The following is a 26,611-nucleotide window of genomic DNA, read 5'->3' as shown; positions in this document are numbered from 1 at the left end:
GGCTATCTACGGATCTCCATCCCCCTCCGCAACCCCCTTTCACAAAAAATCCAAAACTTTTTCCAACACAACGCCAAACTCCCTTGTTTCATTGAGAAATGGCCCTCGATTTTTTCGGCACCGCCGGGCAGGAAAGATCGTGCGGAAAGAAAATTGCGCAAAACGCGCGCCTTGGGAAATGCTTTTGAGGCAGCGCGGCCCGGAAAAACGCCGAAACACCCGATCCGAAAGAATCGCAGCACCAGATTCGGCCGCGCGGCGTGAAACGAGGGGCGATTCCCTTCCCCGTCCGCCCATATCCGCGGTGCAATCCCTCAAGCGGGCTCGCTCGCGAAGGCCGGACGCGACAGCTTGACCCTCTCGCGCGGGAAGCGTTCCGAGGCGGGGGGGATGAAAAAAGGGGCCGGTCTCCCGGCCCCAGTCAGCGATGAGACGCGATCCTGATGGGGACTATTTCGTCAGGATCAGCTTTCCCTGTCGTGTGATACGCAGGGTATAGACTTGTCCGTCGAGGCCGATCTGCGCCAAGTTGCCACCCTGGGTCAGATGGCGCGCGTCATGCGCAGGCATTGCCGAAGGCAGAGCGGCGGGGGCGACGGCACGCAAGCGGGGCCGATCCTGCGACAGCAGGCTAGCGCCTTGAGGACTTGCGGTCAGCGGTTGATACAGGGTCATCCGCGCATCTCCACCCGGTCGATCATCGCCTCGAGACCGGCGCAGGAAAGGGGCGGAGCAACCAGCCCCTTGCACAGCGCAGCCATCAGATCGGTGAGACCGAAGGGTTCATGCTCGGCCAGTTCAGGCGCCAGCATCGGCACAGCCTGGGAAAAGAATGAAACAGGGGTCATCGGCGGCTCCTTGTTCGCGATGACATTATCCTGACTGATTCACTTGGTTATGTAAAGCTGATTTTTTTACTCGGTTATTTACTTCAGCGCAGATCTTCTGCGGAGCGCGGGGCGCCAGCAGCGCCATTTTGCAACACAACGCCCCAGAGAATGAGCGGAATAGCGACGATGCCGCCGATCGCCCCCCAAAGCCAGAGCCCGAACAGGAGTGCCACGAAGACCAGAAGCGGGTTGAGCGCCATACGGCGCCCGACCAGCGCGGGGGTGACGAACTGGCCTTCAAGTGTGATCAGGGCGCCATAGGCGGCAACAGGAAAGAGCGCTGCCGCACCGTCGAAAGCGGCGATGCCCGCCAGAACCAGCGCCACGGCGGTAGCTGCGGGACCGAGATAGACGACGAAATTGAGCACAAAGGCGACGATCCCCCAGGAGAGCGCGCCGGGCAGGCCAATCAACTGCATCACGCCTGCCGTCGCTAGTCCGAGGGCCGCATTGATCAGCGTGATGGTAAGGAAATAACGCGAGACGGTGGTTTCGGCATGGCGCAGCCGTTGCGCGAGCTGACCGCGGCCGGCGGGGCTTGCCAGCCGCCGCGCGGCCCAGTCGTAAATCTCGATCCGGGTGAGCAGGAAGAAAAACAAGGTGCCGATAAAGGTGAGCAACTGCGCTGCGATCTGCGGCGCGATCATCAACGCGCCCGAAAGCGAGGGCAGGCCGACCATGCCCTGCGGCAGGGCGGCCTCTCCGGCTCCTGCCCCCGAAACGGCGCGGCTCGCGTCGAGCACTCCCTTGAGCAGATCGCGGAACGCCTTGAGAAGCGCCTGACTGTCAGCCCAGACCTTCGGCGCCTGGGCAACAAGATCACTCACCAGGGGTTGCAACAACAACCCGAGCGTGCCGAGACAGGCAAGCGTCAGCACGAGGCTCAGCGCGGCGCCGAGGGCGGAGGAGAGGCCAATCCGCTCCCAAAAGTCGGAGAGCGGCGAGAGAACGACACCGAAGACGAGCGCGAGGGCCATCGGGGCGGCCAGATCGCGCAGTGTCGCGAGGGCGGCCACGGTCGCAATCGTGCCAAGCGCGACCAACGCAAGCTGGGCGGCGCGCTCCATCGGGGCTCAGACCGCGTTTTTCGGGCGGCGTTTCGGGGCCGGTTTCGCGCCGCGCTTGCGGGCGTGGTCTGTCTGCGGCTCGGGCGGCGTCACCTCCTCCGGCTCCGGCGCGGCAGCGCGCGCGGCCCGGCGCAACGCCGCCTCGGTCGCATCCAGCGCTTCGTCGACCCTGTCGGCCAGCGCTTCGCTGCCTTCCTGCGCCGCAACGCCCGCCCGGCGAACAAGGTTTTGCGCTCCCTGTCGTGCTCTTGCGGCCTCGCGCGCAACAGCGGCGGAGACCGCCTCGACCGTCTCTTCGGCCGCTCGCGTCATCCGCTCGTTGCGCGCGCGGGCGCTCGCACGGCGCGCCTCTTGCTCCTCCCAGCTGCGCTGACGGGCTTCGGCGATCCGGTCGGCCGTCTCACTGCTCATCTCGGAAAGCCCCTCACGAAAAGCTTCGGCGAGGTTGCGTGCCATCTCTGCCGCAATCTCTGCCTTGGCCTCGGCACTCGCCCGGCCCTCCTCGTAAAGCGCGAGCAACTTCTCGCGCGCCTCGGCGCGGGCCGTGCGGGCGCTGTCAATCCAGTCCTCATCCGCCCCGGGCGCCGTAGGCGCGGCACGCTCCGCCTCCTCACCGGGATTGCGCCGCAACAGCGCCACCGCGCCCAGAGCCAGCCCGGCCGTAACCCAGGCGATCGGCAAAAGCACATCGCGCGCGGTAAGGCGGGGCGCCTCGGGACCGGTGTCGCGGAAATCTTCGGTCTGGCTCATGGCAGGCTCCTGATCTGGGCGGGCTTCATAGGATGGGGCGCGAAGACCATTCGACAAGGCATTTACACGGCGCGCCCGCGCGAACGCGGCCCGGCGAGAAGCCACAAAATGAATCCCAGAAGCGGCAGAAACAGGATGAGCAGCACCCATAGGAGCTTGTTGCCGGTCGAATTGCCCGAGCCAAGCACCGAAATGAGCGCCCAGAGGTCCAGCACCAGAAGCAGAAGCCCGCCAATGCCGGTGACGTTGTAAAGATCCATGATCGTTCTCCCTGAAGCTCGCTTCAGAGGCAACGTCGCGGCACCAAAATGGTTCCGTTACAGGGTATTCCGGATGTCGCGCTGGCGCCGCGGGCTCAGTCAGAAACCTTCTTCACGAATTGCGACTTCAGCCCCATCTGGCCGATGCCGGGAACCTTGCAGTCGATATCGTGATCGCCGTCCACCAGCCGGATACCGCGCACCTTGGTGCCGACCTTGACCACCTGCGAGGAGCCCTTGACCTTGAGATCCTTGATCACCGTCACCGTATCGCCATCCGCGAGCACGTTGCCCACTGCATCGCGCACCACCGTCTCCCCCTCGCCCGCAGCGGCGGGAGACCATTCATGCCCGCATTCGGGGCAGACAAGGAGGGCGTCCACCGCGTAGGTATAGGCGGAGCCGCAATCGGGGCATGGGGGCAAGGTATCGCTCATGACGTCCCCTTAGCCGCTGCCCCGGCACAGCGCCAGCAAAGAATTGTCGCAACGCGGGGTCCGGGCTCAGCCCAGCGCGTAGGCCGGATAAGGCCAGATCGCGGGCATATGGGTTTCGACAATTTCCGGCGTGTGGCGGCGCAGTGCGGCATCGGCAAGCGCATAGCCGAAGTTGATCAGCATCCCCTTCTCGCGATCGGTGAAATGATTGAGCCGGGTGCGCAGATGCGCAAGCTCTCCCGTCACCGCGGGCGCGCAGGGCAGCGAATCGGTCAGGCCATAATGCGCGATATTGGTTTCGAGCCCCCAATAGGTGCCGCGGCGCGCTTTGCCGTCGTCCGAACGCTCGGCAACGAACTGGTCGATCAGCCAGCGCTTGCGCAGGCCGCGCGACTGGTCGGTGACGATGTCATAGGCCCGCATCGCCTGCGAGAGCCAATCGCTCCCCGGATGCGGCGTGGGCTGGAAATGCGCCCCCGCATCGGAGACAAGCACGGTCTTGCAGCGCTTCCAGACCGTTTCGAGCCCGAGATTGTCATAGACCCCGCCATCGGCGAGGCGGATGGTGCGGGTATAGGCGGGGTTGCTGTTCAGATCGGCGCTCTCGACCGCCTCGAACGGGCCGGGATGGGACAGCGTGACCGGCGCGAACCACGGCGGGAACGCAGAGGAGGCCGCAACCGCGCGCGCCACGGGCAGGAGCGGCCCCGGCAGGAGGCCGATCCGCCAGTCGCCCATGTATTTCTTCGAAAAGCGGAAGTTACGCCCAGTCTGCAGGTTCGTGGCGTTGAAGACAAAGGTGGGGCGGTCTGGCAGCGCATCGAGGCTTTTGGTGATCAGGCTCTCGGCATAGGCCTTTTCGAGCATATCGCCTGCCGAGGAAAAGGGATTCGCCGCTGCCTTCAGAATCGCCGGCAGATCGATCGAGCGGTCGCAGAAGGCGCGCACCGGATCACCGACCAGCCGTTCGAAGCTGGCGACACCCGGGGCGGCGGCGAAATCGTCCCAGACTTCGGCAAGACGCCCGGTGACGATCGAACCGCCCGAGACCGAGGAAATCCGGTCCACTTTCGTGAGCACGTCCAACTCCACCAGACGCCGCAGCGCGCCAAGGTGGAACAACGCCGCGCGAAACCCGCCGCCGGAAAGCGCGAGCCCGATGCCGTCTTGCAGTCCTTCAGTCCCGAATGGCATGGATACCCCCCTGAGGTCAGATGACACCCCCGGGGCCAGCCCGGGGCCGATGACTCATATTCAGTGGTCTGCCAGCCGCAGCTCGGCGGCCGGTCTTGATGCCGCCTCTCTCAAGTGCGGCGCGCTACAGTTAACGCCGCCGCCGCCCGCCCGTCCAGCCTGCCCCACCTGCGACGAGAGCGCGCAGGGAGGCTCTTTCGCCGCAGTGGCATCAGCCGCCCGCCGCCAGAATCGCTTCTGCGACGGCGATGCAACGGGGGCGCGCCTGCGCCCCGAAAAAGGTCAGCACCATCATCCGCCCCCCGTCATGGCTCCAGACAGTGAGCTGATGCAGGGTCTCCTCCCAAAGCGCCGCCGCGCCTAGATCAAGAAGCTCGAACGCCGGCGCAGGCCCCATCACCGCACCAAGCTCGGCGCAATGCTCCTGCACCAATGCGTCTAGGCTGCGCGGCTCGTCCGGTGTCACCCGGTAGAGCAGCGCCAGTTGCTCTCCTGTCGCGGTCTGCGCGGTGCAGAGCGACATCGACATCGTGTCGATGCGGCGCGAAAATCCCCGGGTCAGCGTTACCGGGGCGCCCAGCACCAGTTCGGGCTGCGCCAGCTTCAACCAGAAGCAGGCCGATTTCGGCGCCGCCCCGAAAACGGGGCCTGCGAGCATCGCAAGGATCATCGCCAAACGGATCATCGGCACCGCGCCCCCCCCCGTTCCGCCGCATTCCGGCTCCAAGGCTCTCTGGCGCAAGGATAACACGGACCGGACCGGACCGGCTTCGGCCCCGTCGCGACAAATCCGCACCCCGCGCGCCTGCGCCGGTGTTGTGCCCGCAACGCGCCAGGGCAGCGACGTTAGCGAAACCAGAATTGCCTTCACCGGCACAAGCGTTTAACCCGGTGCTGCACGTGCAAAGAGCTGCCCGGGGGAAGCCGGGCTCGAAATCGGGGGTCGATGATGGCGAAGACGATGATGGAACATATGATGAAGGGCGAGGGCTTCATTGCCGCGCTCGACCAGTCGGGTGGCTCGACGCCGAAGGCGCTGAAACTCTACGGGATCGGCGAGGATGCCTATTCGAACGAAACCGAGATGTTCGACCTGATCCACGAGATGCGCGCCCGCATCATTCGTTCGCCCGCCTTCACCGGTGAAAAAGTGGTCGGCGCGATCCTCTTCGAGCAAACCATGGACCGCGATGTCGAAGGCATCCCGACCGCCACGTACCTTTGGGAAAAGCGCGGCGTCGTGCCCTTCCTGAAGATCGACAAGGGGCTCGAGGAGGAAAAGGACGGCTGCCAGATGCTCAAGCCGATCCCGGGCCTTGAGGCGCTCCTGGAGCGCGCCGCCGAACAGGGTATCTTCGGCACCAAGGAACGTTCGGTGATTTCCGCCGCCGATCCGATGGGCATCGCCTCGGTCGTGGCGCAACAGTTCGAACTGGGCGAGAAGGTGCTCGCGGCTGGCATGGTGCCGATCCTTGAGCCGGAAGTGACGATCTCGATCGCCGACAAGATCGATGCCGAGACGATGCTGCGCGATGCGCTGCTTGCCGGGCTCGAAACCGTCTCGGCGCCGGTGATGCTGAAACTCTCCCTGCCGACGATCGACAATTTCTACAAGCCGCTCGTCGATCACCCGAAGGTCATCAAGCTCGTCGCGCTCTCGGGTGGTTATGCCCGCGCCGAGGCGAACGAGATCCTCGCACGCAACACCGGCATCATCGCGTCCTTCAGCCGCGCGCTGACTGAAGGGCTCACCGCACAGATGTCGGACGCCGAATTCGACGCCGCCATCGGCGAAGCGATCGACAGCATCTATCGCGCCTCGATCGCCGGCTGAGCCCGGCACCAGGTGCAAATTTCGGGCCGTGCCTTCCGGGGTGCGGCCCTTTGCATGGCCTGCGCTCTTGACCGGAATCGCTCCGCCCCCTTTCCTGAATGCCTCTCAGGGAGGACCGAGCCATGGAGATGCTGTTCAGCATTCTGCGCACGACCCTTGTTGCCATTGCCCAGACCGCGCTTTGCCGCGGGATCGGCTGGATGCGCCCGCGCCCGCCCGCAAGGCCCGCCTATGCTTATGGCTCGCCGGGCTTCACGGTCTCAAGTTTCGGCGAATGCCAGAAGGGCAGCTATGTCGAGGTCTATTGCCCCGACAGGCCCTTTGTTGATGCAGGTGGGCGACAGAAGGCAGTCATCTTCCTGCATGGCTTCGTGCTGGGCGCCTCGCAGATCTACCGCGCCCATCTCGAGCATCTGGTGAAACAGGGCTACTGGGTGTTTTTTCCGAATTTCCAGACCGGCTTTTGCAGCTTCCCGCCCGACCGGTTGATGACCTTGGCCGAACTTCTTGACGAGGTGATCGGCGAGGGGCGGCCCTCGCAGGAGCGCTGGCTGAAGAACGCGCTCGACTCTGTCTCTGCGGCCTATACCGCGGTCGGCCTCGGCCCCGGCGCGGCGGTGGAAAGCTATGTTTACGGCCATTCGCTCGGCGGGCTCTTCGCGCTGAGCTGGCCCTATTACGTCACCCGCGACGGCTATCCGGCCGAGTTGATGCCGGTGCAGGTGGTGACCGCCGATCCGATCCCGACGAATGATGCCTCCGCCGCGCCCGGGCAGATGGGCAAGGCGCTCAAGCAGGTGCAGAACGATGTCGATCTGCGCCTGACCGCGCAGGCGCTCACCATGCCGGTGGCGATCCTGCATGGCGGCTCGGACTGGATCGTGCCGAAGGAAAACTGGTGCATCCCCTTTGGCTGGATCGCCACGACGCAAAAGAAGATGTATCTGTCGCAGACAGATATCCACGGCTGCCCCGGGCTTTTCGCCAATCACGAACAGGCCACGACTGACACGAGCTTTTTCTCCCCGCTCGCCGCGACCGTGCTCCTTGACGGCGTGGGCAGCGAGGATGCGCTTGACTGGTATTACCTCTGGCACGGGCTTGATCAGGTGGTCGCGGGCATCCGCGCCGATGCGCTCAGCTTCGACATGGGCCGCTGGACCGACGGGCAGGCGGTAAAACCGGTCACCACCTACCTGCCCTCCGCCTGAGCCGGGTTCCGGGCGGAGTTCTGGTCCGGCTCAGAAATCGCCCTCGGCGGCCTTGTCCATCAGGGACAGGATCGAATTGCGCACCGCCTCGCCCTGCGCGGCGACATCGGCGGGCAGCGGGCGGCCACCGTGCAGCATGTAATCCATGTTGAGCGTGTAGAGCCAGAGCCGCCCTTGTTCGTCTTCCACAAGGCTCACGCGGCAAGGCAACCAGGCGGCATAGGCGGTGGCATAATCGACCATCGCCGCGGCGGTGAGCGGATTGCAGTAAAGATAGACTTTCAGCTTGCGCCAGGGCGCGCCCTTCATCGCCGCGACCTGATCGCCCAGTGGCAGCGCGCCGACATCGCGGATGTTGAGATCCATCGCGAGCGAGCGGATCGACTCGTCGACCTCCTCATAGCTCAGCCCCTCTGCCACCTCGCGCTTCCAGACCATCGCCTCGGCCGGATTGCCGCTCCGGGCCAGTTCCCCGGCAAGGTTCAGATAAAGCCGCCCCGCCGCCGGGTCGAAGCCGCGAAAGGTCATTGCCCCCCAGCCAAGGCCGACAAGCACCAAAAGGCCCAAAAGGGCGAGGATATTGCGCAGAAATCCCATTTTCCCTCCCCGAGCAGTGCCGGACCCGGCCCCTCCCCGAAGGGTCAGCGCATGGCTGCGGGCGGGCTGTAAAGCCGGCAGAGCAATCGGAGCATTTCTTCGACCTTCGGGTCAAGCAGGGAATAGAAGATCGTCTGCCCCTCGCGCCGCGCGGCGACGAGCCCTTCGAGCCGGAGCCGCGCCAATTGCTGGCTCACCACCGCCTGCCGCGCGGCCAGCAGGTTTTCCAGCTCGGTGACGCTGCGAGGGCCGCGCAAGAGGTGGCAGAGGATCAAGAGCCGACCGTCGTGGCCCAGCGCCTTGAGGAAATTCGCTGCCGGTTCCGCGGCAGAAATCAGCCCCTCAAGCCCTTCGGGCAACGCCGGCGCCTCAGGCAGGGCATCGACGTCTCTGCGGATCTGCGCGATGGCCATTGCGGTTCCTCCCGCCCCTTCCTGCCGCAGCGCGGCATCGGGTGCAACTGCAAAACCGTTACCTGCAACTTATCTTTGCAGGCAGGCGCAATCACTCGCGGTTCGCGGGAACTTGTGCCGAACGGATCAGCGCATCGAGCATCGGCCAGAAGAAATCCGCCCCCGGATAGCCCTCGATCCTTCCGGTCTCGGTGCCATCGGAGAGCAGGATGAAAGTCGGCGTGAAGCTCGCGGGGCGGTCAATGATGACGCCTTCCGTCAGCGGCGCTTTCAGATCGACGCGAAATAGCGGCGCCACCTGCCCCTCGCTGGAGCGCGGATAGGCGGGCGCGATCTCGGCATTCCAGCGCGCGCACCACGCACAGCCCGCCTCTTCCACCATCATCAGCCGCAACTCCCCCGCCCGAAACGGCAGGGCAAGCAGAAGCAAAACACAAAGTGCACGCAGGAGCATGTTGACAGCCTTATCGAGACATAGAAATATACTAATAAATCCCGGCCATTTCGGCAAGGCGCGCTGTCAGGGAGGGGAGCGCCGCTTTCGGGACATCAAGGGCATGGTTCAGGGAGGGGCGATGCTCGACGTGACCTTTGGCGGCGCCGCTCTGGCGGGGCTTTTATCGTTCCTGTCGCCCTGCATCCTGCCGATGGTGCCCTTTTACCTGTCTTACATGGCGGGGCTTTCGGTGAAGGAATTGCGCGCGGGCGGCACGCTTGCCCCCGGCGCACAGGCGCGGCTTGTGGTTCAGGCGGTGCTCTTTGCGCTTGGCGTGACCACCATTTTCGTTTTGCTGGGGCTCGGCGCCACCGCACTCGGCCAGGCGTTTGCACAGTGGAAAGACAAGCTTTCCTGGGTCGCCGCGGCGGTGCTGATCCTGTTCGGACTGCATTTTCTGGGCGTGCTGCGAATCGGGCTTTTCTATCGCGAGGCGCGGCTCGAAACCGAGGCCAAACCCACCACGTTCATTGGCGCCTATGTGATGGGGCTCGCCTTCGGCTTCGGCTGGACGCCCTGCGTCGGCCCGGCGCTCGCCGCGATCCTGATGGTCGCCTCGGGCATGGGGGATCTGATGCGCGGCGGGCTTTTGCTTCTGGTCTACGGGCTCTCGATGACCCTGCCCTTCGTACTCGCGGCCCTCTTCGCCGCGCCCTTCCTCGGTTGGGTCGCGCGGCATCGCGCGCTGATGGGCTATGTCGAGAAAGCGATGGGAGTGATGCTGATCCTCTTCGGCCTGCTCATCGCCACGCAATCGGTGAACCGGATCTCCGACTGGCTGATCCGCCATTTCGACTGGAGCACGATGCTCCGTTAGGAGGGACCATGATCCGACTGACCACGCTTGCCGCCATGTTGCTGATCGCCCTCCCCGCCCTCGGGGCGGAGCTTGGCGAGGACGGGCTGCACAAGCCCGACTGGCTGCGCGAAACCTTCAAGGATCTGCGCGAGGATCTGGCCGAGGCCAATGCCGAGCACAAGCGCCTGCTGCTGATCTACGAACAGCGCGGCTGCATCTATTGCACGAAGATGCACGAGGAGGTGTTTCCCGATCCGGCGATCGACGCATTGATCCGGGAGCATTACTTTGTCGTGCAGCTCAACCTTTTTGGCGATGTCGAGGTGACCGATTTCGACGGCACCACGGCCACCGAAAAAGAGATGGCCATGCGCTGGGGGGTGATGTTCACGCCCACGATGATCTTCCTGCCGGAAGAGGTGCCCGAAGGCAAAACAGCAGCCCAAGCCGCCGTGGCGATGATGCCCGGCGCCTTTGGCAAGGGCACGACCGAGGCGCTGCTCACCTGGGTGAAAGACCATGGCTACGAGAGTGGCGAGAACTTCCAAAAATATGTCGCGCGCCGGATGACGGCGCAGGAATGACGCGTAAGTCTCTGCCGCAAAACGATATATAGTTATATTCGCGGATTCTTATATTTCTGTTGCCCCGGCGCAGAAACCTTGAGTATCGTTTGATCAGGGAGACTTCAGGGAGGAAAAAATGACACGTCGGCTCACGCTGGCGGTTGCGGTGGCTTTGGCCGCCGCAGGCCCGGCTTTATCTGAAACCTTGCCCGAAGCGGTGCAGTTCGAACGCGGCGCGGTGGCGGCCTCGCTCACCGGCATGCCGGGCGACCCGGAGGCGGGCGTCAAGGTGATGACCACCAATGCGCTCGGAAACTGCGTCGCCTGCCATCTTGTCAGCGCGCTGCCCGATGTGCCCTTTCCGGGCGATATCGGCCCCGCACTCGACGGCGCGGCGAGCCGCTATTCAGAAGCGCAACTGCGCGGCATCATCGCCAATTCCAAGCACACGTTCGAGGGCAGCTTCATGCCCGCCTTTTATAAAACCGAAGGCTATATCCGGCCCGGCAACGCCTACACCGGCAAAGCCGCAACAGAGCCGCTGCCACCGATCCTGACGGCGGCGCAAATCGAGGATGTGCTGGCCTTCGTGCTGACGCTGAAAGACTGAGCCCGAGGGCGATAAAGGGAGGACAGAATGGATTTCAAACGACGGGAAGCGCTCTGGCTCGGGCTCGGCACGCTGGCCGCAGCGGCGCTGCCGGGCGCCAGCCTTGCGGCAACAGTCGAGGAGTTGACCGCAAGTTTTGCGCAAGGCGCAACGCCGGGCAGCGAGGGCATTACCCTCACCGCCCCCGAGATTGCGGAAAATGGCAACACCGTGCCGATCGCGGTCGAGGCGCCGGGCGCGGTGGCGATCATGCTGATCGCGCCGGGCAACCCCGAGCCCTCGGTCGCCACTTTCACCTTTGGTCCCGCTGCGGGCAGCCAGCGCGCCGCCACGCGGATCCGGCTGGCGAAAACACAAGATGTCATCGCGCTCGCAAAAATGGCCGATGGCTCGGTGGTTCAGGCGCAATCGACCGTGAAGGTCACGATCGGCGGCTGCGGCGGCTGAAGGGGAGGAAATCATGGCAGAAGACGCAAAACCGCGGGTGAAAGTGCCCACCACCGCCGCCGCAGGCGAGGTGGTGACGATCAAGGCGCTGATCAGCCACAAGATGGAAACCGGCCAGCGCAAGGACAGCGAGGGGAAGCTTATCCCCCGCTCGATCATCCACCGCTTCACCTGCGATCTGAACGGAGCGAATGTGATCGATGTGGCGATCAACCCGTCGGTCTCGACGAACCCCTATTTCGAATTCGATGCCCGCGTCGATGCGGCGGGGGAGTTTCTCTTCACATGGTATGACGACGACGGCTCGGTTTACACCGAGACGAAGCCGATCGCCCTGGCCTGACGGGCGGAGGAAAGCCAATGCAATGCAAAAGCAAAACGGCGGCCGTTCTCGCGCCAGTTCTGACCCTTGCCGCGCTCGCCCTGCCCGGTCATGCGAACCCGGTCGATGACCAGTTGGTCATCGAGGGGGAAAATGGCCCGGTGGAGATCGTCACCGAGGCGCCCGCCCCCGACCACCTCAAGGGTGTGCTGGAGACGATCTATTCCGGCTGGCGCTTCCGCAACGATGAGACGCGCGCGCTCGAGCGCGACGATTTCGACAACCCCGGCATGGTCTTCGTCGACCGCGGGCGCGACAAATGGAATGCGCCGATCGGTGCGAAGGGCGAAAGCTGCGCCTCCTGCCATGGCGGGCCGGAGGCCTTCAAGGGCCTGCGCGCCGTCACGCCGCGAGTGGATGAAAAGACCGGCGCGTTGATGACGATGGAGAATTACATCGACGCCTGCCTCACTCAGCGCATGGGGCTTGAGAGCTGGAACTGGACCTCCACCGACATGTCGGACATGCTCGCGCTCATTTCCATGCAGTCGCGCGGCATGGCCGTGAATGTGGCGATCGACGGGCCCGCCGCTCCCTATTGGGAGAAGGGCAAGGAGATCTATTACACCCGTTACGGCCAGCTTGAGATGGCCTGCGCGAACTGCCACGAGCAGTATTTCGGCCATATGATCCGGGCCGACCACCTCAGCCAGGGGCAGACAAATGGCTTCCCGGTCTATCGGCTGAAGGATGCGGGCCTGCTTTCGGCGCAAAAGCGCTTTGTCGGCTGCGTGCGCGATACGCGGGCCGAGACCTTCAAACCCAATTCGCCCGAGTTCAAGGCGCTTGAGCTCTATGTCGCCTCGCGCGGCAACGGGCTTTCGGTCGAAGGCGTGTCGGTGCGCCATTGACCGCTGGCGCGGCCGCCCGTCCCGAGGTGGCCGCGCTTTTTGTATGAGGAGGAGCCGATGATTACCCGGCGCGAATTCCTGCAAGCCTCGCTCGCCGCCTCTGCCCTCTGGGGTGGCTCGGGCGTGGGCAACTGGTCCAAGCTGGCCGCACAACAGGCGCTCAATGCGGAAAACCTGCTGGCCTTCGAGGATTTCGGCAATGTGACGCTGATCCACCTGACTGATCTCCATGCGCAGATGAAACCGGTCTGGTTTCGCGAACCCGAGTGGAACATCGGCGTGGGCGCGGTGCGCGGCCAGCCCCCGCATGTGGTGGGCAAGGCCTTCCTCGAGATGTTCCGCATCCGCCCCGAGAGCCCCGAGGCCTATGCCCTCACCTATGAGGATTTCACTGCTCTCGGGCGGGCTTACGGCAAGATGGGCGGGCTTGACCGGGTTGCGACTGTGGTCAAGGCCATTCGCGCGGCGCGGCCCGAAGCGCTTTTGCTCGATGGCGGCGACACGTGGCACGGCTCGATGACCTCGTTGCGCACCAAAGGGCAGGACATGGTCAATGCCATGAACCTTCTCGGTGTCGATGCCATGACCTCGCATTGGGAATGGACCTTTGGCGCGGACCGCGTGAAAGATCTGGTCGACACCGGGCTCAACTTTCCCTTCCTCGGCGCGAATGTGTTTGACGTGGAATGGGACGAGCCCGCGCTTGCGCCCTACACGATCTTCGAACGCGGCGGCGTGCAGGTGGCGGTGATCGGTCAGGCCTTCCCTTACCTGCCAATTGCCAATCCAAAATGGATGTTCCCCGAGTTCAGCTTCGGCATCCGCGAGGAGCGGATGCAGCAGATGGTCGACGAGGTGCGGGCGAAAGGCGCCGATCTCGTGGTGTGCCTGAGCCACAACGGCTTTGACGTCGACCGCAAGATGGTGAGCCGCGTCAAGGGGATCGATGTAATCCTGACGGGGCACACCCATGACGCCGTGCCAGAACCGGTGCTGATCGGCGAGACGATCCTGATCGCCTCGGGCTCGATGGGAAAATTCGTCTCCCGCATTGATCTGGACGTGCGTGATGGCCGCATGATGGGCTTTCGCCACAAGCTAATCCCGATCTTTTCCGATGCGCTCCCGCCCGACCCCGAGATGGCGGCGCTGATCGAGGCCGAGCGCGCGCCCTTCAAGGCCGAGGCAGAAGAAAAGATCGGCACCACCGAGAGCCTGCTTTATCGGCGCGGCAATTTTCAGGGCACATGGGACGATCTGATCTGCGATGCGATCCGCTCCGAACGCGATGCCGAGATCGCCCTTTCTCCCGGCGTGCGCTGGGGGCCCTCGCTTCTGCCGGGCGATGCGATCACCCGCGAGGATATCCACGCCGTCACCTCGATGACCTATGGCCAGTGCTACCGCACGGAAATGACGGGCGAAACGCTCAAGACGATCCTCGAAGACGTGGCCGACAACATCTTCAACACCGATCCCTATTACCAGCAGGGCGGCGACATGGTGCGGGTCGGCGGCCTTCGTTTCGCCTGCGATGTCCGCCAGCCGATCGGCAGCCGGATTTCGGCCATGGAGCTTTCCGATAGTGGTGCCGCGGTCGAGCCCGGGCGCGCCTATACGGTCGCGGGCTGGGCCTCGGTGACCGAGGGCACGGAGGGGCCGCAGATCTGGGATGTGATCGAGGCGCATGTGAAAAAGCTTGGCACGGTGCGGGTGACACCCTCCGAGGCCGTCCGCGTCACCGGGATCTGAGCCATGGGCGCACTTTCTCGCCGCCGGATGCTGGCCGCTGCGGTGGGGCTCGTGCCCTCTCTTGCGGCCCCGGCCCTGCTGGGCCAGTCCCCGCCGCGCGTCGTCGTGGTGGGGGGCGGCGCGGGCGGCGCCTCCTGCGCGCGGCTGCTCGCCGAGGAGGGCGGGATCGCGGTCACCTTGATCGAACGCTCCCCGCGCTACACCACCTGCTTCTTCTCCAACCATGTGATCGGCGGGCTCAGGCCGTTCGAGAGCCTGCAATTCGGCTATGAGGGGCTTGCAAGGGCGGGCGCCGAAGTGGTGATCGACAGCGTCATCGCGGTGGACCGGGCGCAAAGGCGGCTCCGGCTCGCCTCGGGCGCGACACGCGATTACGACCGGCTCGTGCTCTCTCCGGGGATCGATTTCGTGCCCGGGGCGGTGCCCGGCTGGTCGGAAGAGGTGGCCGAGATCATGCCCCATGCCTGGAAGGCCGGGCCGCAGACGTTGCTTCTCAAACACCAAATCGAGACGATGCGCGAGGGCGGCACGCTTGCGCTGATCGCGCCGCCCAATCCCTACCGCTGCCCGCCCGCCCCCTATGAACGGGCAAGCCTGATCGCGCAGCGGTTCAAAAAGATCAATCCGACGGCGAAGATCCTGATCTTCGACCCGAAGGATCATTTCACCAAGCAGACGCTGTTCGAGGATGGTTGGGGGAAATACACCAACGGCATGGTGACATGGTTCGGCCCGGAGTTCGGCGCGGCGGATGTGGCCGTGCGCCCCGAAACGATGGAAGTGCTGGTCGAGGGCGCGGCGGAAAAGGTCGATGTCTGCAATGTCATCCCGGCGCAAAGGGCCGGTGCGCTGGCGCGGATCGCCGGGCTCACCGATGCCGCGGGCTGGGTGCCGGTCGACCCGTTCACGATGCGCGCGAAAACCGATCCGCAGATCTGGGTGTTGGGCGATGCGAGCGCGCAAGGGGCAATGCCGAAGGGGGCCTTTGCCGCGCATTCGCAAGCCGAAATGGCTGCCGCGGCGCTCCGCGCCGATCTCTTTGGCCGCGCGCCCCTGCCCGATCACTATGCCAATATCTGCTGGTCTGTGCTGGCACCGGGCGATGCCGTGAAGCTCGGCGGGCTCTACGAACCGCGCCCCGAGGGCATCACGCAAGTGGAGAGCTTCATCTCTGCGGCCAACGAAGATACCGCCACCCGTCGCAGGACTCTCGAGGAAGCGCAAAGCTGGTATGAGGCCTTCACCCACGCCATCTTCGGCTGAGCCGGAAAGGAGCGCCATGATCACCCGCCGCCACGTCCTGATTGCCGCCACCGCCGCGCTCGGCGCCCCGCCGCGGCTCTGGGCCACAACGACGCTCGATCTGGGGGGCGCGCGGATCGACACAGTGTCAGACGGCGCGCTCGTGCTTTCGCCCACGGTCCTTTTCGGGCAGATGCCGCAAGCAGAATTGCACGAACTCCTCGCGCGGTATGGCGAAAGCCTCGACCGCTTCGATCCGCCCTGCAATGTCACGCTTTATCGTGACGGCAAGCATACCGTGCTCTTCGACGCGGGCGCCGGGCCGGATTTCCAACCCAGCGCCGGAAAGCTGTTCGAGGCGCTCGCCACGTTGACCCTCGGGCCTGAAGACATCACCCATGTGCTCTTCACGCACGGCCATCCCGATCATCTCTGGGGCGTGCTCGACGACTTCGACGAGCCCGTCTTCGGTCATGCCGTGCATATGATGGGTCGGATCGAGCATGCATTCTGGATGGATCCCGAAACCGTCGCCCGCATTGACGAGGGGCGCAAGGGCTATGCAGTGGGCGCGGCGCGGCGGCTCGCGGCTCTGGGAGAACGGCTGACGCTTCTTGAAGATGGCGCGGAAGTGCTGCCCGGCATCACCGCGCGGCTCACCCCCGGCCACACGCCCGGCCACATGGCCTATGCGCTTGCCGAGCCCACCCCGGCGCTGGTTCTGGGCGATTGTCTCTCGAACCATCATGTCGCCTTCGAGCGGCCCGACTGGCCCACCGGTTCGGATCAGGACATCGCGGCGGCCGCGGCCACCCGGATCCGGCTGCTCGCCGAGGTGGCCGACACGGATCTCGTGCTGATCGGCTATCACCTGCCCGCAGGCGGCCTCGGCCGGGCTGAACGCGCGCCCGCGGGCGGCTACATCTTCCGCCCGCTTGAAGGTTGATCGACGAGCCGGTCCGCCGCCATCGCCCCGAGCCACATGAAAAGGAGCGCGAGCCAGGCCGTCGCCGTGCCGATGGAGGTGCCGGTAACCCCCGCTCCGATCGCACAGCCCCCCGCCAGCATCGCGCCGAACCCCATCAGCACCGCGCCAAACATCGCGCGTCGCATCTGACTCTCGCGCTCGAAGCCCTGAAATTTCAGTTCCCCTGCCAACGCCGCCGCCAGAAAAGCGCCAAGGAACACCCCGGGTACGAGCCCGATGTCGAAATCGAGCCGCGGATCGGGGAGCAGGAAAAACATCAATGTGTTGGCTGATGGTCCCGAGAAGGTGGCGGAAGTGACCATGACCGGCTCGAACGCCACCTGCGCAAGCGAGAAGGTCAGCACCCAGCCAAGCGCGACGGCGAACCCGACGCCCGAAGCAAAGACGAGCGGCCCAAGCCCGATCCGGTTGCGCCGCGCCAGCCAGAGGGCGAGCGCGGCAATGCCGATCCCCAGGGCGAACCCGCCGCCACGGGGCAGCCCCGCCGCGGTGAAGATCTCCAGATTGCGCCCGCCGGGCGTCACCCAGAGCCCGGCAAGCCATTGCCGCAGCGGCGCGAGCCAGCCGTGGAGCGCCATCTGCGCAGTGACCGCAAAAAGGAGCCCCGAGATCAGCGCGCGCAAGTTCCCGGTCGCGGCGAGGACCAGAAGCCGGCCCGAACAGCCGCGCGCAAGCACCATGCCGATGCCAAAGAGCCCCCCTCCCAGCATCGCGCCGGACCAGCTTCCCGTCACGGCCATCATCCGCGCTTCGTCGGAACGAAAGAGCCCCGCGAGCTGCGCCCCCTGCACCCAGATCAGCGCGGTCGAAAAGGTGAGAAGCCAGACCGCCACCGGCCGCCCGAGCGCCCCGCGCGCGAAATCGACGGTGGCGGCGCGCAGACAGAAGGCGGAGCGCTGTGCGGCAATGCCGAAAACGGCACCGGTCACGACCCCGAACAAAGCCGAGAGCGCCGGTTCATCGACCCGATCCAGAAGCGACACCAGATCCATCAGGGTTCTCCCGTTCCCTCCGCCGCACTATGCTCCGGGGCAGGCCTCCATCGTGCCGCAGAAGCGGCACGATGTCATCCGTCCGGTGCGATAGCGGGCCGAGATCAGAGCGCTTGCCGCAGTGGTTTAGGCTCCGCCGTGAGGGACGCTGGCTAGGTCTCGCGTGTCGAACTCGTCGGACCGCGGCGCCATCACTTTTTGTCGCGCGCGACCCGCTGTCGAATTTCTTCCAGCGCCGCGGGGGCGTCGACTACGATATCGCCGGCATCCACGGCCTCAATGTATTTCTCACGCGACTTCTGGAACAGGAAACCATTGTGCTTCTTGATGAAATGCGTCGCGAAAATTTCTTCTGTCGCCCAACAAAATGAAGAATTCACGCGCCGACGCAACGCAACCGCGATCACATGCGCTCGTTTGCGTTCGCACAGCTCCGCGCCACCTTTCCCGCTTGCAAGGTCTTTCGCGGCCTCCCGGAACGGCGCATCGGAATAAGCGGCATATTTGAGCGTCTTGTCGAGGAAGGATTCCGGCCTCTTGCGAATATCTTCGATGAAAAGATCGCGCCGCAGCAAGGCGTCGAGCGAAAAACCCGCCGCGGCCATCGCCTGAGAAAATCCGAGCTCGCCCTTTTTTACAGTCACGGCTTTTGAGCTGCTTTGCTCATAAGTCTGCCAATAATCACGGAAAGCCGTGCTTTCCCATATCGGGCGACGCAAGTGAATGAAATAAGATTCCAGAAACTCGAACGGCGGCTTGCGCCGCGACAGAAGGCGCGTCACCTTGCGCAGCTTTCCTATTCTTCGTGGGCTCATCAGCAAGCCGCCAATATCGGACTGAAGGGATTCGATACGCGGCAGAACAGCGGAGCCGGCCACCATCGGAAACCAGATACTGTCGTTGAGGATGACCAGATCCGAAGGTGAAACGGCCTTGCCGAGCAAAAAATGGATACCATCCCGATAGCCACCGAAATCATATCCGAAGTTAGGGCGCTCCAGAATATATCTGCAGCATGCATTTAACCTTTCGCGAGAAGCATCCGGCAGCGTCCCGTTGGAAACGAGAACGATGTTGTAATCGTGTCTGCAAAAATACTCGCAAGTTTCGAGAACTGAGCCTGGAAGCGGCCCGGGCTGGTAAATCAGAAATATCGCGAATTTGTCTCCGGGCGCGCCCCGGCCCTCGGTGACGGAGATTTTTTCCCACCGCTCTGCATCATAGCGCTTGCGATCAGACATTTCGAGGATCTTGCGCGGAATGCTCGCGATCTGGTCGAGAAGGCGATGGGCTTCCCGTTTGATTTTCCATCCCGGGATCATGTGGACCGCTCCTTGATTGTAACTCCTGATCGCCGCAACGCGCTCAGCTCTCCAGGCCTCTTGCCGCGTGCACGCGGCGTCGGATCTCTTCGAGCGCCGCCGGGGCATCGGCCCGAATATCGCCTGCATCGATCGCTTCCAGATATTTTTCACGCGACATCCGAAACAGGGCGCTGTTGTGTTTTTTGACGAAATGCGTCTCGAAAAGCGTTTCGGTTGCCCAGCAGAAAGAGGCGTTGAACCGCTCCCGACACGCGATCGCGATGATATAGGCTCGTTTCTGGTCTGACGGCGCCCCCTCTTGGCCGAATTCAGCGAGTTCCGGCACCGTTGTCGGAAACGCCATGCCGGGAGCGGCGGCATAGTGCAGCGCCTTGTCGAGGAAGGGCGCGCCCTGCTGGCTGATCGCGTCGATGAAAGCGGTGAGGCCAGAAAGCGCGCCGACAGAGAAGCCGCCCGCCTGCAGCGCTTTGGAAAAGCCGATCTCGCCGCGTTTTATGGTCAGCCATTTGGAGCTGCTCTGCTTGTAATCTCGCCAGAACCGGCGAAAGGTTTCGCTCTCCCAGACCGGCTGGCGCAGATGAATCAGATAGGATTCGAGGAATTCCGAAGGCCCTGTTGCTTGATGGCGCCGCCCGAATGCCCGCTTCGCTTCCCCGCGCCTGCGCGGGCGCAGGAGCAACCCGCAAACGTCGAGAGCAGAGGCTTCGAGCCGCCCGATCACCTGGCTGTCGGAAACCATCGGAAACCAGATGCTGTCGTTGAGAAGGATCAGGTGGGAGGGGGAGAGGCCCTGGCGCTGGAGAAAATGGATACCGTCGCGGTACCCACCAAAATCATATCCAAAATTTGGTCGTTCCAGAATGGAACGGCAGTGCGGGCGCAGGCTGTCGCGGGATGCTGGCGGCAACGCGCCATTCGAAACCAGCACGACCGAGTAGTCGTTCGCTCCCAGATACCGACAGGTTTCCAGAATCGAGCCGGGCAAAGGCCCGGGCTGGTAAATGAGGAAGACCGCATATTTCGCGCTTGTTCTGCCCGGGCCCTCGGTGACCGCGATCCGCGCCCAGCGCGTGTGATCGTGATGCGCCCGCAACAGCGGTTCGACGATCCGACGCGGCAGGTACGAGAGTTGCGACTTCAGGCGCAGGATCTCGCGCCTGATCTTCCAGGCGGGGATCATGCCACATGTCTCCTTGCCATCATCATCTCGGCCTCCGAGCCTGGTGCGGTCATGCGGAAAGATCCTTGCAGGGGCGTGCCCAGATCGGATGCCCTGCCGGGGGGTCCAGTCGCAAGGTGAGCTTGGCCAACTCGGCGGACAGGTCAATCTCGGGGCTGTCCGGCCTGCGCAGGCGGGGGTAATATTCTTCGAACAGGAAGCCGAGGAATGCATCGCGCGCCGTGGCATCGAAGCTCAGAGTATCGGCCGTGGCAAAGAGCTGTGCCAGCTCCGCATCCCCCGGCGCGTGATGGGCGACCCCGTCAAAAGCCCAGAAACACTGCCCGGTCGCGATCACCGGCTTGTCGAACCCCATGGCTTCAAGCCCGACGGAGGAATTGACGGTCACCACGGCGCGGGCCGCCCGCACCTGTGCGAACGTGTCGGTCTGATTGTCAAGAACGACCCGGCTCCCCCGGGCCTCCCGGGTGATGAACTCTGCCAGCGAGCCCGGGGCCGTGGGATGTTCCTTGAGGCGCAGATGCCAGCCCGCCGGCAGGGCGTGACTGGCGCGCACGAGGGCGCGGACGAAAGCCTCGACCGAGCGGTGCTCGCCGCCAAAGAGCCGCAGCTGGCTGTCGCCCGGCGTCTGCAAGGGCGCGAAGACATAGGGCGCCTCCAGCGGCGGCACATCCGCCGCACTCGGTTTCACCTCGCCCGCCGCGGCGCGTTGACGGATCGTCTGTGCGAGGCTGCGCCACCCGGGCTCTGCCGATGGCGTGGTTCTGCGCCACTCCAGATAGGGCGCAATCTCGCGCGGCAATCCGTTGACGAAATTGACGCCACAGGGATCGGCGGTCAGCGTGCCCGGAAACGGCCCGAGTTCGAGAAACAGCCGCTTCACACCGGCATCCCGCGCCGCCTGCATGAAAACGTAACGGTTCCCGGCCTGCGCGTTCCACGCAACCGCAACGCATGCCTTGTTCGCTTCAAAATAGCGGCGCGCGCCGTTGTATTGCCATTTCAGGAGCCGTTGCTTGAGACGCCGCATCACACCTGTCGCCGCCGGGGTCTTGCGCCGGTCATATGCCTCCCAGGCGCGTGCTTCCGACTGCGGATAATCGCGCCAGCCGAGCGGTGGCGCGAGCAGCCAGGTCACCTCGGCAATGCGCGGGAACAGTTGTTTGAGAAGGTCGCGCTGGCCTTTCCGCTCTTCCAGGCAAGTGAAACGCAAAGGCGCGACGGTCACGTCAGACCCTCCTCTCAACTGATCTGCTCCGGAGCGCGAACGAGGCAAGCCAAGGATCGCGCCCTCGTCGAAGCGGGACGGCTCCCTATACACCAACGGCGCTGCTGCGCAAATCGGCGCATCGCCTCTCTGCCCCGAGGCGCGGCTCCGGGGGGCCGCGCGCGGCCACAGAACCTTTCGCGTCGCGTTCACGCCTTGAATATATGCGCCCCCGTCAGCCCGTGACGCAGCATCGCATTGCGGGTGTCGAGCACGAGCGGCGCCTCTGCGACGCGCGCGTAGTCCACGGCATCATGATCGGTGGCGATCAGCACCGCATCGACACCGGCCAGGGTTTCGGGAGTGAGCGGCGTCGAGCAGCGCCCCTCGAAATGGCCGTAAGCACGGGTGCGCGGGATCGCGGCCACATGCGGGTCGTGATAGAGCACCTCGGTGCCGCGGTCTTCGAGCAGATGAATGAGCTTCAGCGCCGGGCTCTCGCGCATGTCGGGCACGTTCTTCTTGTAGGCGACGCCCAGCACCAGAACCCGCGACCGGCTCAGCGCCTTGCCCGCATGCCGGTCGAGCGCCTCGGCGAGCCGGTCGACCACATAATGCGGCATCGCGGCGTTGATCTCGCCCGCAAGTTCGATGAACCGGGTCGGCAGCTCGAACTCGCGCGATTTCCATGTGAGATAGAACGGGTCGATCGGGATGCAGTGGCCGCCAAGGCCGGGCCCGGGATAAAAGGGCATGAAGCCGAAGGGCTTGGTTTTCGCCGCCTCGATCACTTCCCAGATGTCGATCCCCATCGCGTCGTAGACCACCTTCAACTCGTTCACGAGCGCGATGTTCACGGCCCGAAACACGTTTTCGGTGATCTTCACCGCCTCGGCGGTGGCATTGGTCGAGACCGGCACGATCCGTTCCAGCGCCGCGCCGTAAAAGGCCGCGACCAGCGCGCGCGCCGCCGCCCCGTCGCCCGAGACCACTTTCGGGATCGTTGCGGTGGTGAAATCGCGGTTGCCGGGGTCTTCGCGTTCGGGCGAGAAGCCAAGGAAGAATTCCTGCCCGGAGACAAGGCCGCCCGCCTGCAGGATCGGGCGCAGCACCTCGTCGGTGGTGCCCGGCCATGTGGTCGATTCGAGGATGATCAACTGGCCCGGGCGCAGCGTGCGCGCCACGGCGCGGGTGGTCTCCTCGACAAAGCTCAGGTCCGGGTCACGGTGTTTTGAGAGCGGCGTCGGCACGCAGATCGCGATCACATCGCATTCTGCGAGCCGCGCGAGATCTGCGGTTGCTTCAAGCTGGCCCGCGGTCACGAGCGCGCCCAGAACTTCCGAGGGGACCGCCTCGATATAGCTCGCGCCGCGCGCGATCTGTGCCACCTTGGGCGGGTCGATATCAAAGCCAGTAACGCTGTAACCGGCGCGGGCAAGCGTCACCGCGAGCGGCAGCCCGACATAGCCAAGCCCGATCACGCCGGCGCGCGCCTTTCGGGTCGTGATCCGGTCCATCAGAGTTGCGGCGAGGGGCGAGAGCGGTTCGGAAAGGTCTTGCATGGGATGTCCTGAGCTGGTGGGTCCGACTTGGAAGTTCGACGCGGGCGTGTCAAGCTGACCCAAGGGCAGTAACCTGAAACAACGGCCGAGGTTGCATGAGTTCTCCAGATTTTTCCCTTCGGGCAGCCGCGCTGCGCCGGATGGCGTGCGTGTTTGCGCTGGGGCTGCTGGCGGGAGGGATCTTGACGCAGGCTGGGATGGCCGGGCCGGACCCGGCCGCGCGGCTGTTGCGCGACGGCTTCGAGGGCGGGGCGTTTTCTCCGCGGAGCGGACTTTATTACCGCGACAATGCCGAGCAGCGCGCAGGCAGCTACCGCTTCGTGCAGGAGGGCGCGCGGGCGGGGAAGAGCGCGCTTGAACTCACAGTTGTGCCGCATTGCGCGCCGGGCGCCCTGCGGTGCAGCGAGCGTGCCGAGGTCTGGCAAGATACCCGCAACCGCGTGCCCTATGAGGAAGGCGTCTGGACCGCGCTCTCGATGCGGCTTGGCGCGCCGGTGCCGCAAGATGATCACCGCTATGTCATGATGCAATGGAAGCGCGAGATCCGCCCGGGGGCAGAGGGCGATTTCAGCCCGTTTCTGGCGCTCAGGATGCGCGCGGGCGTGCTTTTCGCCACGATCGAGAGCAATTATCACCCGCCCCGGCCGGGGCTGCCCCGGCCAGAAAAGGGGCAATGCCCGCGCGGGCTGGTGCCGGTCTGGCTACGGCCGGACACCGGGCAGATGCGCTTTCTGGTGGCGGTGGGCGCGGGCTGGCGACCGGAACTTGCACGCGAGTTCGACCGCTGCAGTGATGCCTTGCGGCTCAGCGGCCCCGGGTTTTTGCCTGCCGCGCGCCCGGTCTGGCACGATTACCTCTTTTACACCCGGCCGGGGCCGGGCGGAGAGGGGCAGATCGAGCTTGTCGTCGACGGGCGGCGCGTGGTGCGGGCCGAGGGCGTGATCGGCGCTGCGGGCGCGGGGCTGGGCCCGCACCAGTATTTCAAGTTCGGCCCCTACCGCGATGCGCATCAAAGCCGGTGGACGCTTTATTTTGACAGTTTCGCGCGTGGGCCTGCCTGTCGCGCCGTGGCCCCGGCCGCGGTCTGCGCGGGGCTGGGGGAATAAGGTGAGCATGCCCGCCGCCCCGCCGTGCCGGACCATCGCGTTTTACGCGCCGCTGAAAGCGCCCGATCATCCGGTGGCCTCGGGCGACCGGCTGATGGCGCGGCAGTTGATGGCGGCGCTTGCGGCGACGGGGGCGGAGGTGGGGCTCGCCTCCTCCTTGCGCGCCTTTCTGCCGCGATCAGAGGACAGCGCTGCGCTCGACCGCCTTGAGGCCGAGGCCGAGGCCGAGCGCGCCCGCATCGCGGCGCTTTGGGAGCGCGCGGGCCCGCCCGATCTGTGGTTTTGCTACCATCCCTATTACAAGGCGCCGGACCTGATCGGCCCGCCGCTCGCGGCCCGCTTCGGCCTTCCGTGGGTCAGCGCTGAGGCCTCGCTGTCGGCGCGCCGCAATATCGGGCTCTGGGCCGAGACGCAGGAGCGGATGCGCAGCGCGCTTCTGGGGGCGGGGATGAATTTTGCCCTCACTGCGCGCGATGCGGCCGGGCTCAGCGCGGGGGCGCCGGGGCTTGCGCTGATGCGGCTCCATCCCTTTCTGGAGCTGGAGGCGCTGCCGCCCCCCGCGCCGCTCGCCGGGCGCCGCATTGTCACCGTGGCGATGATGCGCGCGGGCGACAAGATGGAGAGCTATCGCGCCTTGGCGCAGGCGCTCGCGGAACTGCCTGTGGGCGCAGACTGGGCGCTCACCGTGGTGGGGGACGGGCCGATGCGCGCCGAGGTGGAGGCGCTTTTGCCGCCGGGCCGGGTGCGCTTTATCGGTGCGCTGCCCCCCGAGGGAGTGCGTGCGGAACTGGCGGCGGCGGATGTGTATCTTTGGCCCGGCTGTGGCGAGGCCTATGGGCTCGCCTATCTGGAGGCGCAGGCGGCGGGGCTGCCGGTCGTTGGCTGGGCAACCGCGGGGGTGCCCGAGGTGGTGGCGGCGGGGGAGACGGGCCTCTTGAGCCCGCCCGGCGATGTGGCGGCGCTGGCGCATGATCTGGCGCGGCTTCTGGACGATTCCACGCTGAAGCGGCAGATGGGGGCAGCGGCCCGGGCGCGGGTGCTGGCGCGCCATGCCCGCCCGCGCGCGGTGGCAGATCTGGCGCGCGGGCTTGCCTGCGCGATGAAGGGCAAGGAGAACGCCGATGGATGAGGGAAAACGGCTGGCGATCGAGGCGCTTTCTGCGCGTGCCGCCGCTGGGCGACCGCTGCGGCTGTGGTGGCGCGACGACGATGCGGTGGCGCCGAGCGCCCCGCTCGACCGGCTTCTCGATCTTGTGGCCGGGCATAGACTGCCGCTGACGCTCGCGGTGATCCCCGCGCCCGAGGGGGCGGCGCCGAGCGGGCCTGCGCTTGCCGAGCGGCTGGCGGGGGAAGCGGGTGTGCGCGTCGCTCCGCATGGCTACAGCCACGCCAATCATGCCGGGTCGGATGAAAAGAAATGCGAGCTTTGTCCGGCGCGCCCGGCACAGAGCGTGCTCGAAGAGCTCGCCCGCGGCCATGCGCAGCTTCGCGCGCTGCACCATGAGCGGTGCCTCGCCCTCCTTGTGCCGCCGTGGAACCGGATCGCGCCCGCAGTCAGGGCCGGGCTCGGGGCGGCTGGGTTCAAGGCGCTCTCCACTTTCGGCGCGCCGAAGGGGCCGGAGGCGCAGATCAACACCCATCTCGACATCATGGACTGGCATGGTACGCGCTCCCTCCGCGCGCCCAATACGCTCTGGCGGGAACTGGCAGCGCTTGCGCGCGCGGATCTGCCCTTTGCCGGGCTTTTGACGCATCATCTTGTGCATGATGCGGCCTGCTGGGCTTTTCTGGAAGAGTTCGCGGCACTCACAACAAAAGCTGGCGCACACTGGGTCGGCGCGGAGCGGTTGCTTGTGGAGCTTGAAGGATAAGAGCCCCCTCGGGAGAAGCGGCGTCAGGCAGGCGGGGATCAGTGCGCCTTGCGGATCTGGTCGAAGTAATCCGAGGCGGCGCCGGGCGAGATCACGCCATTGGCATTGAGCTGCGCGCCAAGCGCCCGCATGATCTTTTCGCTGCTTTTCGGGCAGGAGGCCATCAGCTTCATGAAGCAGCGCGAGTTCAGACGCAGCGCCTCGATTTCGGTGCGCGCGGTAACCGTGGCGGCATAGGGCGCATCCTCGATCATCGAACTCTGCCCGACGATCGCCACTCCCGCCTCTGACCCGCGCTTGATGACATGGCTGCCGTCGCTGGCCTTGTGCACATCGACCTCGCCCGAGAGGATCACATAGGCGCCCTCGTTGGCCTCGCCTTCACGAAAGATCACATCTCCGGGGGCAAACGTTTCCCGGTCCGATGCGAAGCAGAGCATGCGCAGCCGGGACGGATCCACCCCGGAAAGCAGTGGCAGCTTTCCGATCAGTTCGACTTCATCGCGAAACAGCATGGAAGTCTCCTTTCCCAGTCGGGAGGGTCCGTCGCCGAACCGTTCCTCCTATAATATGAGGGCGCAT

The 26,611-nt window shown here is 65.1% G+C and carries 32 protein-coding genes; 15 read left to right on the top strand and 17 right to left on the bottom strand.

The genetic code is table 11. The features are described from left to right. On the top strand, window positions 1-264 hold a 264-nt coding region (locus CRO22_RS19080; protein WP_217991916.1), incomplete at its 5' end, for a hypothetical protein. Between the two features lie 186 nt (window positions 265-450). On the opposite strand, the gene hemP is transcribed toward CRO22_RS19080, so the two are convergent. The 8 genes from hemP to CRO22_RS16225 all read right to left on the bottom strand — a co-directional run bounded on the left by hemP (window position 451) and on the right by CRO22_RS16225 (window position 5,283). Continuing rightward, complete coding sequence (gene hemP, locus CRO22_RS18940) at window positions 451-606, bottom strand: hemin uptake protein HemP (RefSeq protein ID WP_394341503.1); 156 nt, start codon at window positions 604-606, stop codon at window positions 451-453. 65 nt (window positions 607-671) lie between these two features. Further along, the gene (locus CRO22_RS18935) at window positions 672-848 is read right to left on the bottom strand and encodes a hypothetical protein (protein ID WP_176518673.1); all 177 of its coding nucleotides are present in this window, start codon (window positions 846-848) and stop codon (window positions 672-674) included. Window positions 849-931: 83 nt separating this feature from the next. Then, window positions 932-1,957 carry an AI-2E family transporter gene (locus CRO22_RS16250; protein ID WP_097071206.1) on the bottom strand — a complete coding sequence of 342 codons (1,026 nt, stop codon included), beginning with the start codon at window positions 1,955-1,957 and terminating at the stop codon, window positions 932-934. A 6-nt stretch (window positions 1,958-1,963) separates the two neighbouring features. Next, a complete protein-coding gene (locus CRO22_RS16245; RefSeq protein ID WP_097071205.1) occupies window positions 1,964-2,707 on the bottom strand; it encodes a hypothetical protein in 744 nt (247 codons plus the stop codon). Window positions 2,708-2,769: 62 nt separating this feature from the next. Beyond that, window positions 2,770-2,967 (bottom strand): PLDc N-terminal domain-containing protein, encoded by a 198-nt coding sequence (locus CRO22_RS16240; protein ID WP_097071204.1) that lies wholly within the window; start codon window positions 2,965-2,967, stop codon window positions 2,770-2,772. A gap of 95 nt (window positions 2,968-3,062) precedes the next feature. Beyond that, window positions 3,063-3,404 carry a zinc ribbon domain-containing protein YjdM gene (locus tag CRO22_RS16235; RefSeq protein WP_097071203.1) on the bottom strand — a complete coding sequence of 114 codons (342 nt, stop codon included), beginning with the start codon at window positions 3,402-3,404 and terminating at the stop codon, window positions 3,063-3,065. 66 nt (window positions 3,405-3,470) lie between these two features. Beyond that, window positions 3,471-4,598: a patatin-like phospholipase family protein gene (locus tag CRO22_RS16230; RefSeq protein ID WP_097071202.1), complete on the bottom strand. Its 1,128-nt coding sequence runs from the start codon at window positions 4,596-4,598 to the stop codon at window positions 3,471-3,473. A 211-nt stretch (window positions 4,599-4,809) separates the two neighbouring features. Beyond that, window positions 4,810-5,283: a hypothetical protein gene (locus CRO22_RS16225; RefSeq protein WP_217991915.1), complete on the bottom strand. Its 474-nt coding sequence runs from the start codon at window positions 5,281-5,283 to the stop codon at window positions 4,810-4,812. 264 nt (window positions 5,284-5,547) lie between these two features. Here CRO22_RS16225 and CRO22_RS16220 point away from each other — a divergent pair, with 264 nt between their 5' ends. After that, on the top strand, window positions 5,548-6,432 hold the full coding sequence (locus CRO22_RS16220) for a fructose bisphosphate aldolase (protein ID WP_097071216.1): 885 nt from the start codon (window positions 5,548-5,550) through the stop codon (window positions 6,430-6,432). A gap of 122 nt (window positions 6,433-6,554) precedes the next feature. After that, window positions 6,555-7,643, top strand: a complete 1,089-nt coding sequence (locus tag CRO22_RS19075; protein WP_217991914.1) for an alpha/beta fold hydrolase — start codon at window positions 6,555-6,557, stop codon at window positions 7,641-7,643. A 30-nt stretch (window positions 7,644-7,673) separates the two neighbouring features. Here CRO22_RS19075 and CRO22_RS16210 read toward each other — a convergent pair whose 3' ends face one another. The 3 genes from CRO22_RS16210 to CRO22_RS16200 form a co-directional block, all read right to left on the bottom strand. Next, window positions 7,674-8,240, bottom strand: coding sequence for a DUF302 domain-containing protein (locus CRO22_RS16210; RefSeq protein ID WP_097071200.1), 567 nt, complete (start codon window positions 8,238-8,240; stop codon window positions 7,674-7,676). A 44-nt stretch (window positions 8,241-8,284) separates the two neighbouring features. After that, a complete protein-coding gene (locus tag CRO22_RS16205) occupies window positions 8,285-8,653 on the bottom strand; it encodes an ArsR/SmtB family transcription factor (RefSeq protein WP_097071199.1) in 369 nt (122 codons plus the stop codon). A 91-nt stretch (window positions 8,654-8,744) separates the two neighbouring features. Further along, on the bottom strand, window positions 8,745-9,107 hold the full coding sequence (locus tag CRO22_RS16200; protein WP_097071198.1) for a hypothetical protein: 363 nt from the start codon (window positions 9,105-9,107) through the stop codon (window positions 8,745-8,747). A gap of 121 nt (window positions 9,108-9,228) precedes the next feature. On the opposite strand from CRO22_RS16200, the gene CRO22_RS16195 reads away from it, so the two are divergent. The 9 genes from CRO22_RS16195 to CRO22_RS16155 all read left to right on the top strand — a co-directional run bounded on the left by CRO22_RS16195 (window position 9,229) and on the right by CRO22_RS16155 (window position 16,744). After that, window positions 9,229-9,966: a cytochrome c biogenesis CcdA family protein gene (locus CRO22_RS16195; RefSeq protein WP_097071197.1), complete on the top strand. Its 738-nt coding sequence runs from the start codon at window positions 9,229-9,231 to the stop codon at window positions 9,964-9,966. Between the two features lie 8 nt (window positions 9,967-9,974). Continuing rightward, window positions 9,975-10,532, top strand: coding sequence for a thioredoxin family protein (locus tag CRO22_RS16190; RefSeq protein WP_097071196.1), 558 nt, complete (start codon window positions 9,975-9,977; stop codon window positions 10,530-10,532). Between the two features lie 118 nt (window positions 10,533-10,650). Then, on the top strand, window positions 10,651-11,124 hold the full coding sequence (gene soxX / locus CRO22_RS16185) for a sulfur oxidation c-type cytochrome SoxX (RefSeq protein ID WP_097071195.1): 474 nt from the start codon (window positions 10,651-10,653) through the stop codon (window positions 11,122-11,124). A gap of 27 nt (window positions 11,125-11,151) precedes the next feature. Continuing rightward, window positions 11,152-11,571, top strand: a complete 420-nt coding sequence (gene soxY, locus CRO22_RS16180; RefSeq protein ID WP_097071194.1) for a thiosulfate oxidation carrier protein SoxY — start codon at window positions 11,152-11,154, stop codon at window positions 11,569-11,571. Between the two features lie 13 nt (window positions 11,572-11,584). After that, window positions 11,585-11,914, top strand: coding sequence for a thiosulfate oxidation carrier complex protein SoxZ (gene soxZ, locus CRO22_RS16175; protein WP_097071193.1), 330 nt, complete (start codon window positions 11,585-11,587; stop codon window positions 11,912-11,914). Window positions 11,915-11,931: 17 nt separating this feature from the next. Next, window positions 11,932-12,804 (top strand): sulfur oxidation c-type cytochrome SoxA, encoded by an 873-nt coding sequence (soxA, locus tag CRO22_RS16170; protein WP_097071192.1) that lies wholly within the window; start codon window positions 11,932-11,934, stop codon window positions 12,802-12,804. Between the two features lie 57 nt (window positions 12,805-12,861). Continuing rightward, window positions 12,862-14,556, top strand: a complete 1,695-nt coding sequence (gene soxB / locus CRO22_RS16165; RefSeq protein ID WP_097071191.1) for a thiosulfohydrolase SoxB — start codon at window positions 12,862-12,864, stop codon at window positions 14,554-14,556. Between the two features lie 3 nt (window positions 14,557-14,559). Further along, window positions 14,560-15,819 (top strand): NAD(P)/FAD-dependent oxidoreductase, encoded by a 1,260-nt coding sequence (locus tag CRO22_RS16160; protein ID WP_097071190.1) that lies wholly within the window; start codon window positions 14,560-14,562, stop codon window positions 15,817-15,819. A 16-nt stretch (window positions 15,820-15,835) separates the two neighbouring features. Then, entirely contained in the window at window positions 15,836-16,744 is a 909-nt protein-coding gene (locus CRO22_RS16155; protein ID WP_097071189.1) for an MBL fold metallo-hydrolase, read from the top strand. Here the strand turns inward: CRO22_RS16155 and CRO22_RS16150 are convergent. The 5 genes from CRO22_RS16150 to CRO22_RS16130 all read right to left on the bottom strand — a co-directional run bounded on the left by CRO22_RS16150 (window position 16,717) and on the right by CRO22_RS16130 (window position 23,052). Continuing rightward, window positions 16,717-17,778, bottom strand: coding sequence for a YeeE/YedE family protein (locus tag CRO22_RS16150; protein ID WP_097071188.1), 1,062 nt, complete (start codon window positions 17,776-17,778; stop codon window positions 16,717-16,719). The genes CRO22_RS16155 and CRO22_RS16150 overlap by 28 nt on opposite strands. A 191-nt stretch (window positions 17,779-17,969) precedes the next feature. Then, window positions 17,970-19,100, bottom strand: a complete 1,131-nt coding sequence (locus CRO22_RS16145) for a rhamnan synthesis F family protein (protein ID WP_176518672.1) — start codon at window positions 19,098-19,100, stop codon at window positions 17,970-17,972. A gap of 43 nt (window positions 19,101-19,143) precedes the next feature. Further along, window positions 19,144-20,088 carry a rhamnan synthesis F family protein gene (locus tag CRO22_RS16140; RefSeq protein WP_176518671.1) on the bottom strand — a complete coding sequence of 315 codons (945 nt, stop codon included), beginning with the start codon at window positions 20,086-20,088 and terminating at the stop codon, window positions 19,144-19,146. Window positions 20,089-20,332: 244 nt separating this feature from the next. Beyond that, entirely contained in the window at window positions 20,333-21,511 is a 1,179-nt protein-coding gene (locus CRO22_RS16135) for a capsular polysaccharide export protein, LipB/KpsS family (RefSeq protein ID WP_097071186.1), read from the bottom strand. 188 nt (window positions 21,512-21,699) lie between these two features. Beyond that, entirely contained in the window at window positions 21,700-23,052 is a 1,353-nt protein-coding gene (locus tag CRO22_RS16130) for a nucleotide sugar dehydrogenase (RefSeq protein WP_097071185.1), read from the bottom strand. 182 nt (window positions 23,053-23,234) lie between these two features. Here CRO22_RS16130 and CRO22_RS16125 point away from each other — a divergent pair, with 182 nt between their 5' ends. The 3 genes from CRO22_RS16125 to CRO22_RS16115 are packed head-to-tail and all read left to right on the top strand — an operon-like array spanning window position 23,235 to window position 26,029. Then, a complete protein-coding gene (locus CRO22_RS16125) occupies window positions 23,235-24,158 on the top strand; it encodes a polysaccharide lyase (protein ID WP_176518670.1) in 924 nt (307 codons plus the stop codon). Between the two features lie 7 nt (window positions 24,159-24,165). Then, a complete protein-coding gene (locus CRO22_RS16120) occupies window positions 24,166-25,287 on the top strand; it encodes a glycosyltransferase family 4 protein (protein ID WP_097071183.1) in 1,122 nt (373 codons plus the stop codon). After that, window positions 25,280-26,029, top strand: coding sequence for a polysaccharide deacetylase family protein (locus CRO22_RS16115; protein WP_097071182.1), 750 nt, complete (start codon window positions 25,280-25,282; stop codon window positions 26,027-26,029). The genes CRO22_RS16120 and CRO22_RS16115 overlap by 8 nt, the downstream gene beginning before the upstream one ends. A gap of 38 nt (window positions 26,030-26,067) precedes the next feature. Here CRO22_RS16115 and CRO22_RS16110 read toward each other — a convergent pair whose 3' ends face one another. Further along, window positions 26,068-26,544, bottom strand: coding sequence for a cyclic nucleotide-binding domain-containing protein (locus CRO22_RS16110; RefSeq protein WP_097071181.1), 477 nt, complete (start codon window positions 26,542-26,544; stop codon window positions 26,068-26,070). Between the last annotated feature and the right edge of the window lie 67 nt (window positions 26,545-26,611).

This window comes from Rhodobacter maris (assembly GCF_900217815.1).
GTDB lineage: Bacteria > Pseudomonadota > Alphaproteobacteria > Rhodobacterales > Rhodobacteraceae > Rhodobacter > Rhodobacter maris.
Note: the sequence above shows the minus strand (reverse complement) of the source record. Positions and strands in the feature narration are given on the sequence as shown.

What these genes read in the sequence shown, in the direction of transcription:
- CRO22_RS18935 (WP_176518673.1), bottom strand. Translation starts at nt 848, where the DNA reads ATGACCCCTGTTTCATTCTTTTCCCAGGCTGTGCCGATGCTGGCGCCT.
- CRO22_RS16250 (WP_097071206.1), bottom strand. Translation starts at nt 1,957, where the DNA reads ATGGAGCGCGCCGCCCAGCTTGCGTTGGTCGCGCTTGGCACGATTGCG.
- CRO22_RS16245 (WP_097071205.1), bottom strand. Translation starts at nt 2,707, where the DNA reads ATGAGCCAGACCGAAGATTTCCGCGACACCGGTCCCGAGGCGCCCCGC.
- CRO22_RS16240 (WP_097071204.1), bottom strand. Translation starts at nt 2,967, where the DNA reads ATGGATCTTTACAACGTCACCGGCATTGGCGGGCTTCTGCTTCTGGTG.
- CRO22_RS16235 (WP_097071203.1), bottom strand. Translation starts at nt 3,404, where the DNA reads ATGAGCGATACCTTGCCCCCATGCCCCGATTGCGGCTCCGCCTATACC.
- CRO22_RS16230 (WP_097071202.1), bottom strand. Translation starts at nt 4,598, where the DNA reads ATGCCATTCGGGACTGAAGGACTGCAAGACGGCATCGGGCTCGCGCTT.
- CRO22_RS16225 (WP_217991915.1), bottom strand. Translation starts at nt 5,283, where the DNA reads ATGATCCGTTTGGCGATGATCCTTGCGATGCTCGCAGGCCCCGTTTTC.
- CRO22_RS16220 (WP_097071216.1), top strand. Translation starts at nt 5,548, where the DNA reads ATGGCGAAGACGATGATGGAACATATGATGAAGGGCGAGGGCTTCATT.
- CRO22_RS19075 (WP_217991914.1), top strand. Translation starts at nt 6,555, where the DNA reads ATGGAGATGCTGTTCAGCATTCTGCGCACGACCCTTGTTGCCATTGCC.
- CRO22_RS16210 (WP_097071200.1), bottom strand. Translation starts at nt 8,240, where the DNA reads ATGGGATTTCTGCGCAATATCCTCGCCCTTTTGGGCCTTTTGGTGCTT.
- CRO22_RS16205 (WP_097071199.1), bottom strand. Translation starts at nt 8,653, where the DNA reads ATGGCCATCGCGCAGATCCGCAGAGACGTCGATGCCCTGCCTGAGGCG.
- CRO22_RS16200 (WP_097071198.1), bottom strand. Translation starts at nt 9,107, where the DNA reads ATGCTCCTGCGTGCACTTTGTGTTTTGCTTCTGCTTGCCCTGCCGTTT.
- CRO22_RS16195 (WP_097071197.1), top strand. Translation starts at nt 9,229, where the DNA reads ATGCTCGACGTGACCTTTGGCGGCGCCGCTCTGGCGGGGCTTTTATCG.
- CRO22_RS16190 (WP_097071196.1), top strand. Translation starts at nt 9,975, where the DNA reads ATGATCCGACTGACCACGCTTGCCGCCATGTTGCTGATCGCCCTCCCC.
- soxX (WP_097071195.1), top strand. Translation starts at nt 10,651, where the DNA reads ATGACACGTCGGCTCACGCTGGCGGTTGCGGTGGCTTTGGCCGCCGCA.
- soxY (WP_097071194.1), top strand. Translation starts at nt 11,152, where the DNA reads ATGGATTTCAAACGACGGGAAGCGCTCTGGCTCGGGCTCGGCACGCTG.
- soxZ (WP_097071193.1), top strand. Translation starts at nt 11,585, where the DNA reads ATGGCAGAAGACGCAAAACCGCGGGTGAAAGTGCCCACCACCGCCGCC.
- soxA (WP_097071192.1), top strand. Translation starts at nt 11,932, where the DNA reads ATGCAATGCAAAAGCAAAACGGCGGCCGTTCTCGCGCCAGTTCTGACC.
- soxB (WP_097071191.1), top strand. Translation starts at nt 12,862, where the DNA reads ATGATTACCCGGCGCGAATTCCTGCAAGCCTCGCTCGCCGCCTCTGCC.
- CRO22_RS16160 (WP_097071190.1), top strand. Translation starts at nt 14,560, where the DNA reads ATGGGCGCACTTTCTCGCCGCCGGATGCTGGCCGCTGCGGTGGGGCTC.
- CRO22_RS16155 (WP_097071189.1), top strand. Translation starts at nt 15,836, where the DNA reads ATGATCACCCGCCGCCACGTCCTGATTGCCGCCACCGCCGCGCTCGGC.
- CRO22_RS16150 (WP_097071188.1), bottom strand. Translation starts at nt 17,778, where the DNA reads ATGGATCTGGTGTCGCTTCTGGATCGGGTCGATGAACCGGCGCTCTCG.
- CRO22_RS16145 (WP_176518672.1), bottom strand. Translation starts at nt 19,100, where the DNA reads ATGATCCCGGGATGGAAAATCAAACGGGAAGCCCATCGCCTTCTCGAC.
- CRO22_RS16130 (WP_097071185.1), bottom strand. Translation starts at nt 23,052, where the DNA reads ATGCAAGACCTTTCCGAACCGCTCTCGCCCCTCGCCGCAACTCTGATG.
- CRO22_RS16120 (WP_097071183.1), top strand. Translation starts at nt 24,166, where the DNA reads ATGCCCGCCGCCCCGCCGTGCCGGACCATCGCGTTTTACGCGCCGCTG.
- CRO22_RS16115 (WP_097071182.1), top strand. Translation starts at nt 25,280, where the DNA reads ATGGATGAGGGAAAACGGCTGGCGATCGAGGCGCTTTCTGCGCGTGCC.
- CRO22_RS16110 (WP_097071181.1), bottom strand. Translation starts at nt 26,544, where the DNA reads ATGCTGTTTCGCGATGAAGTCGAACTGATCGGAAAGCTGCCACTGCTT.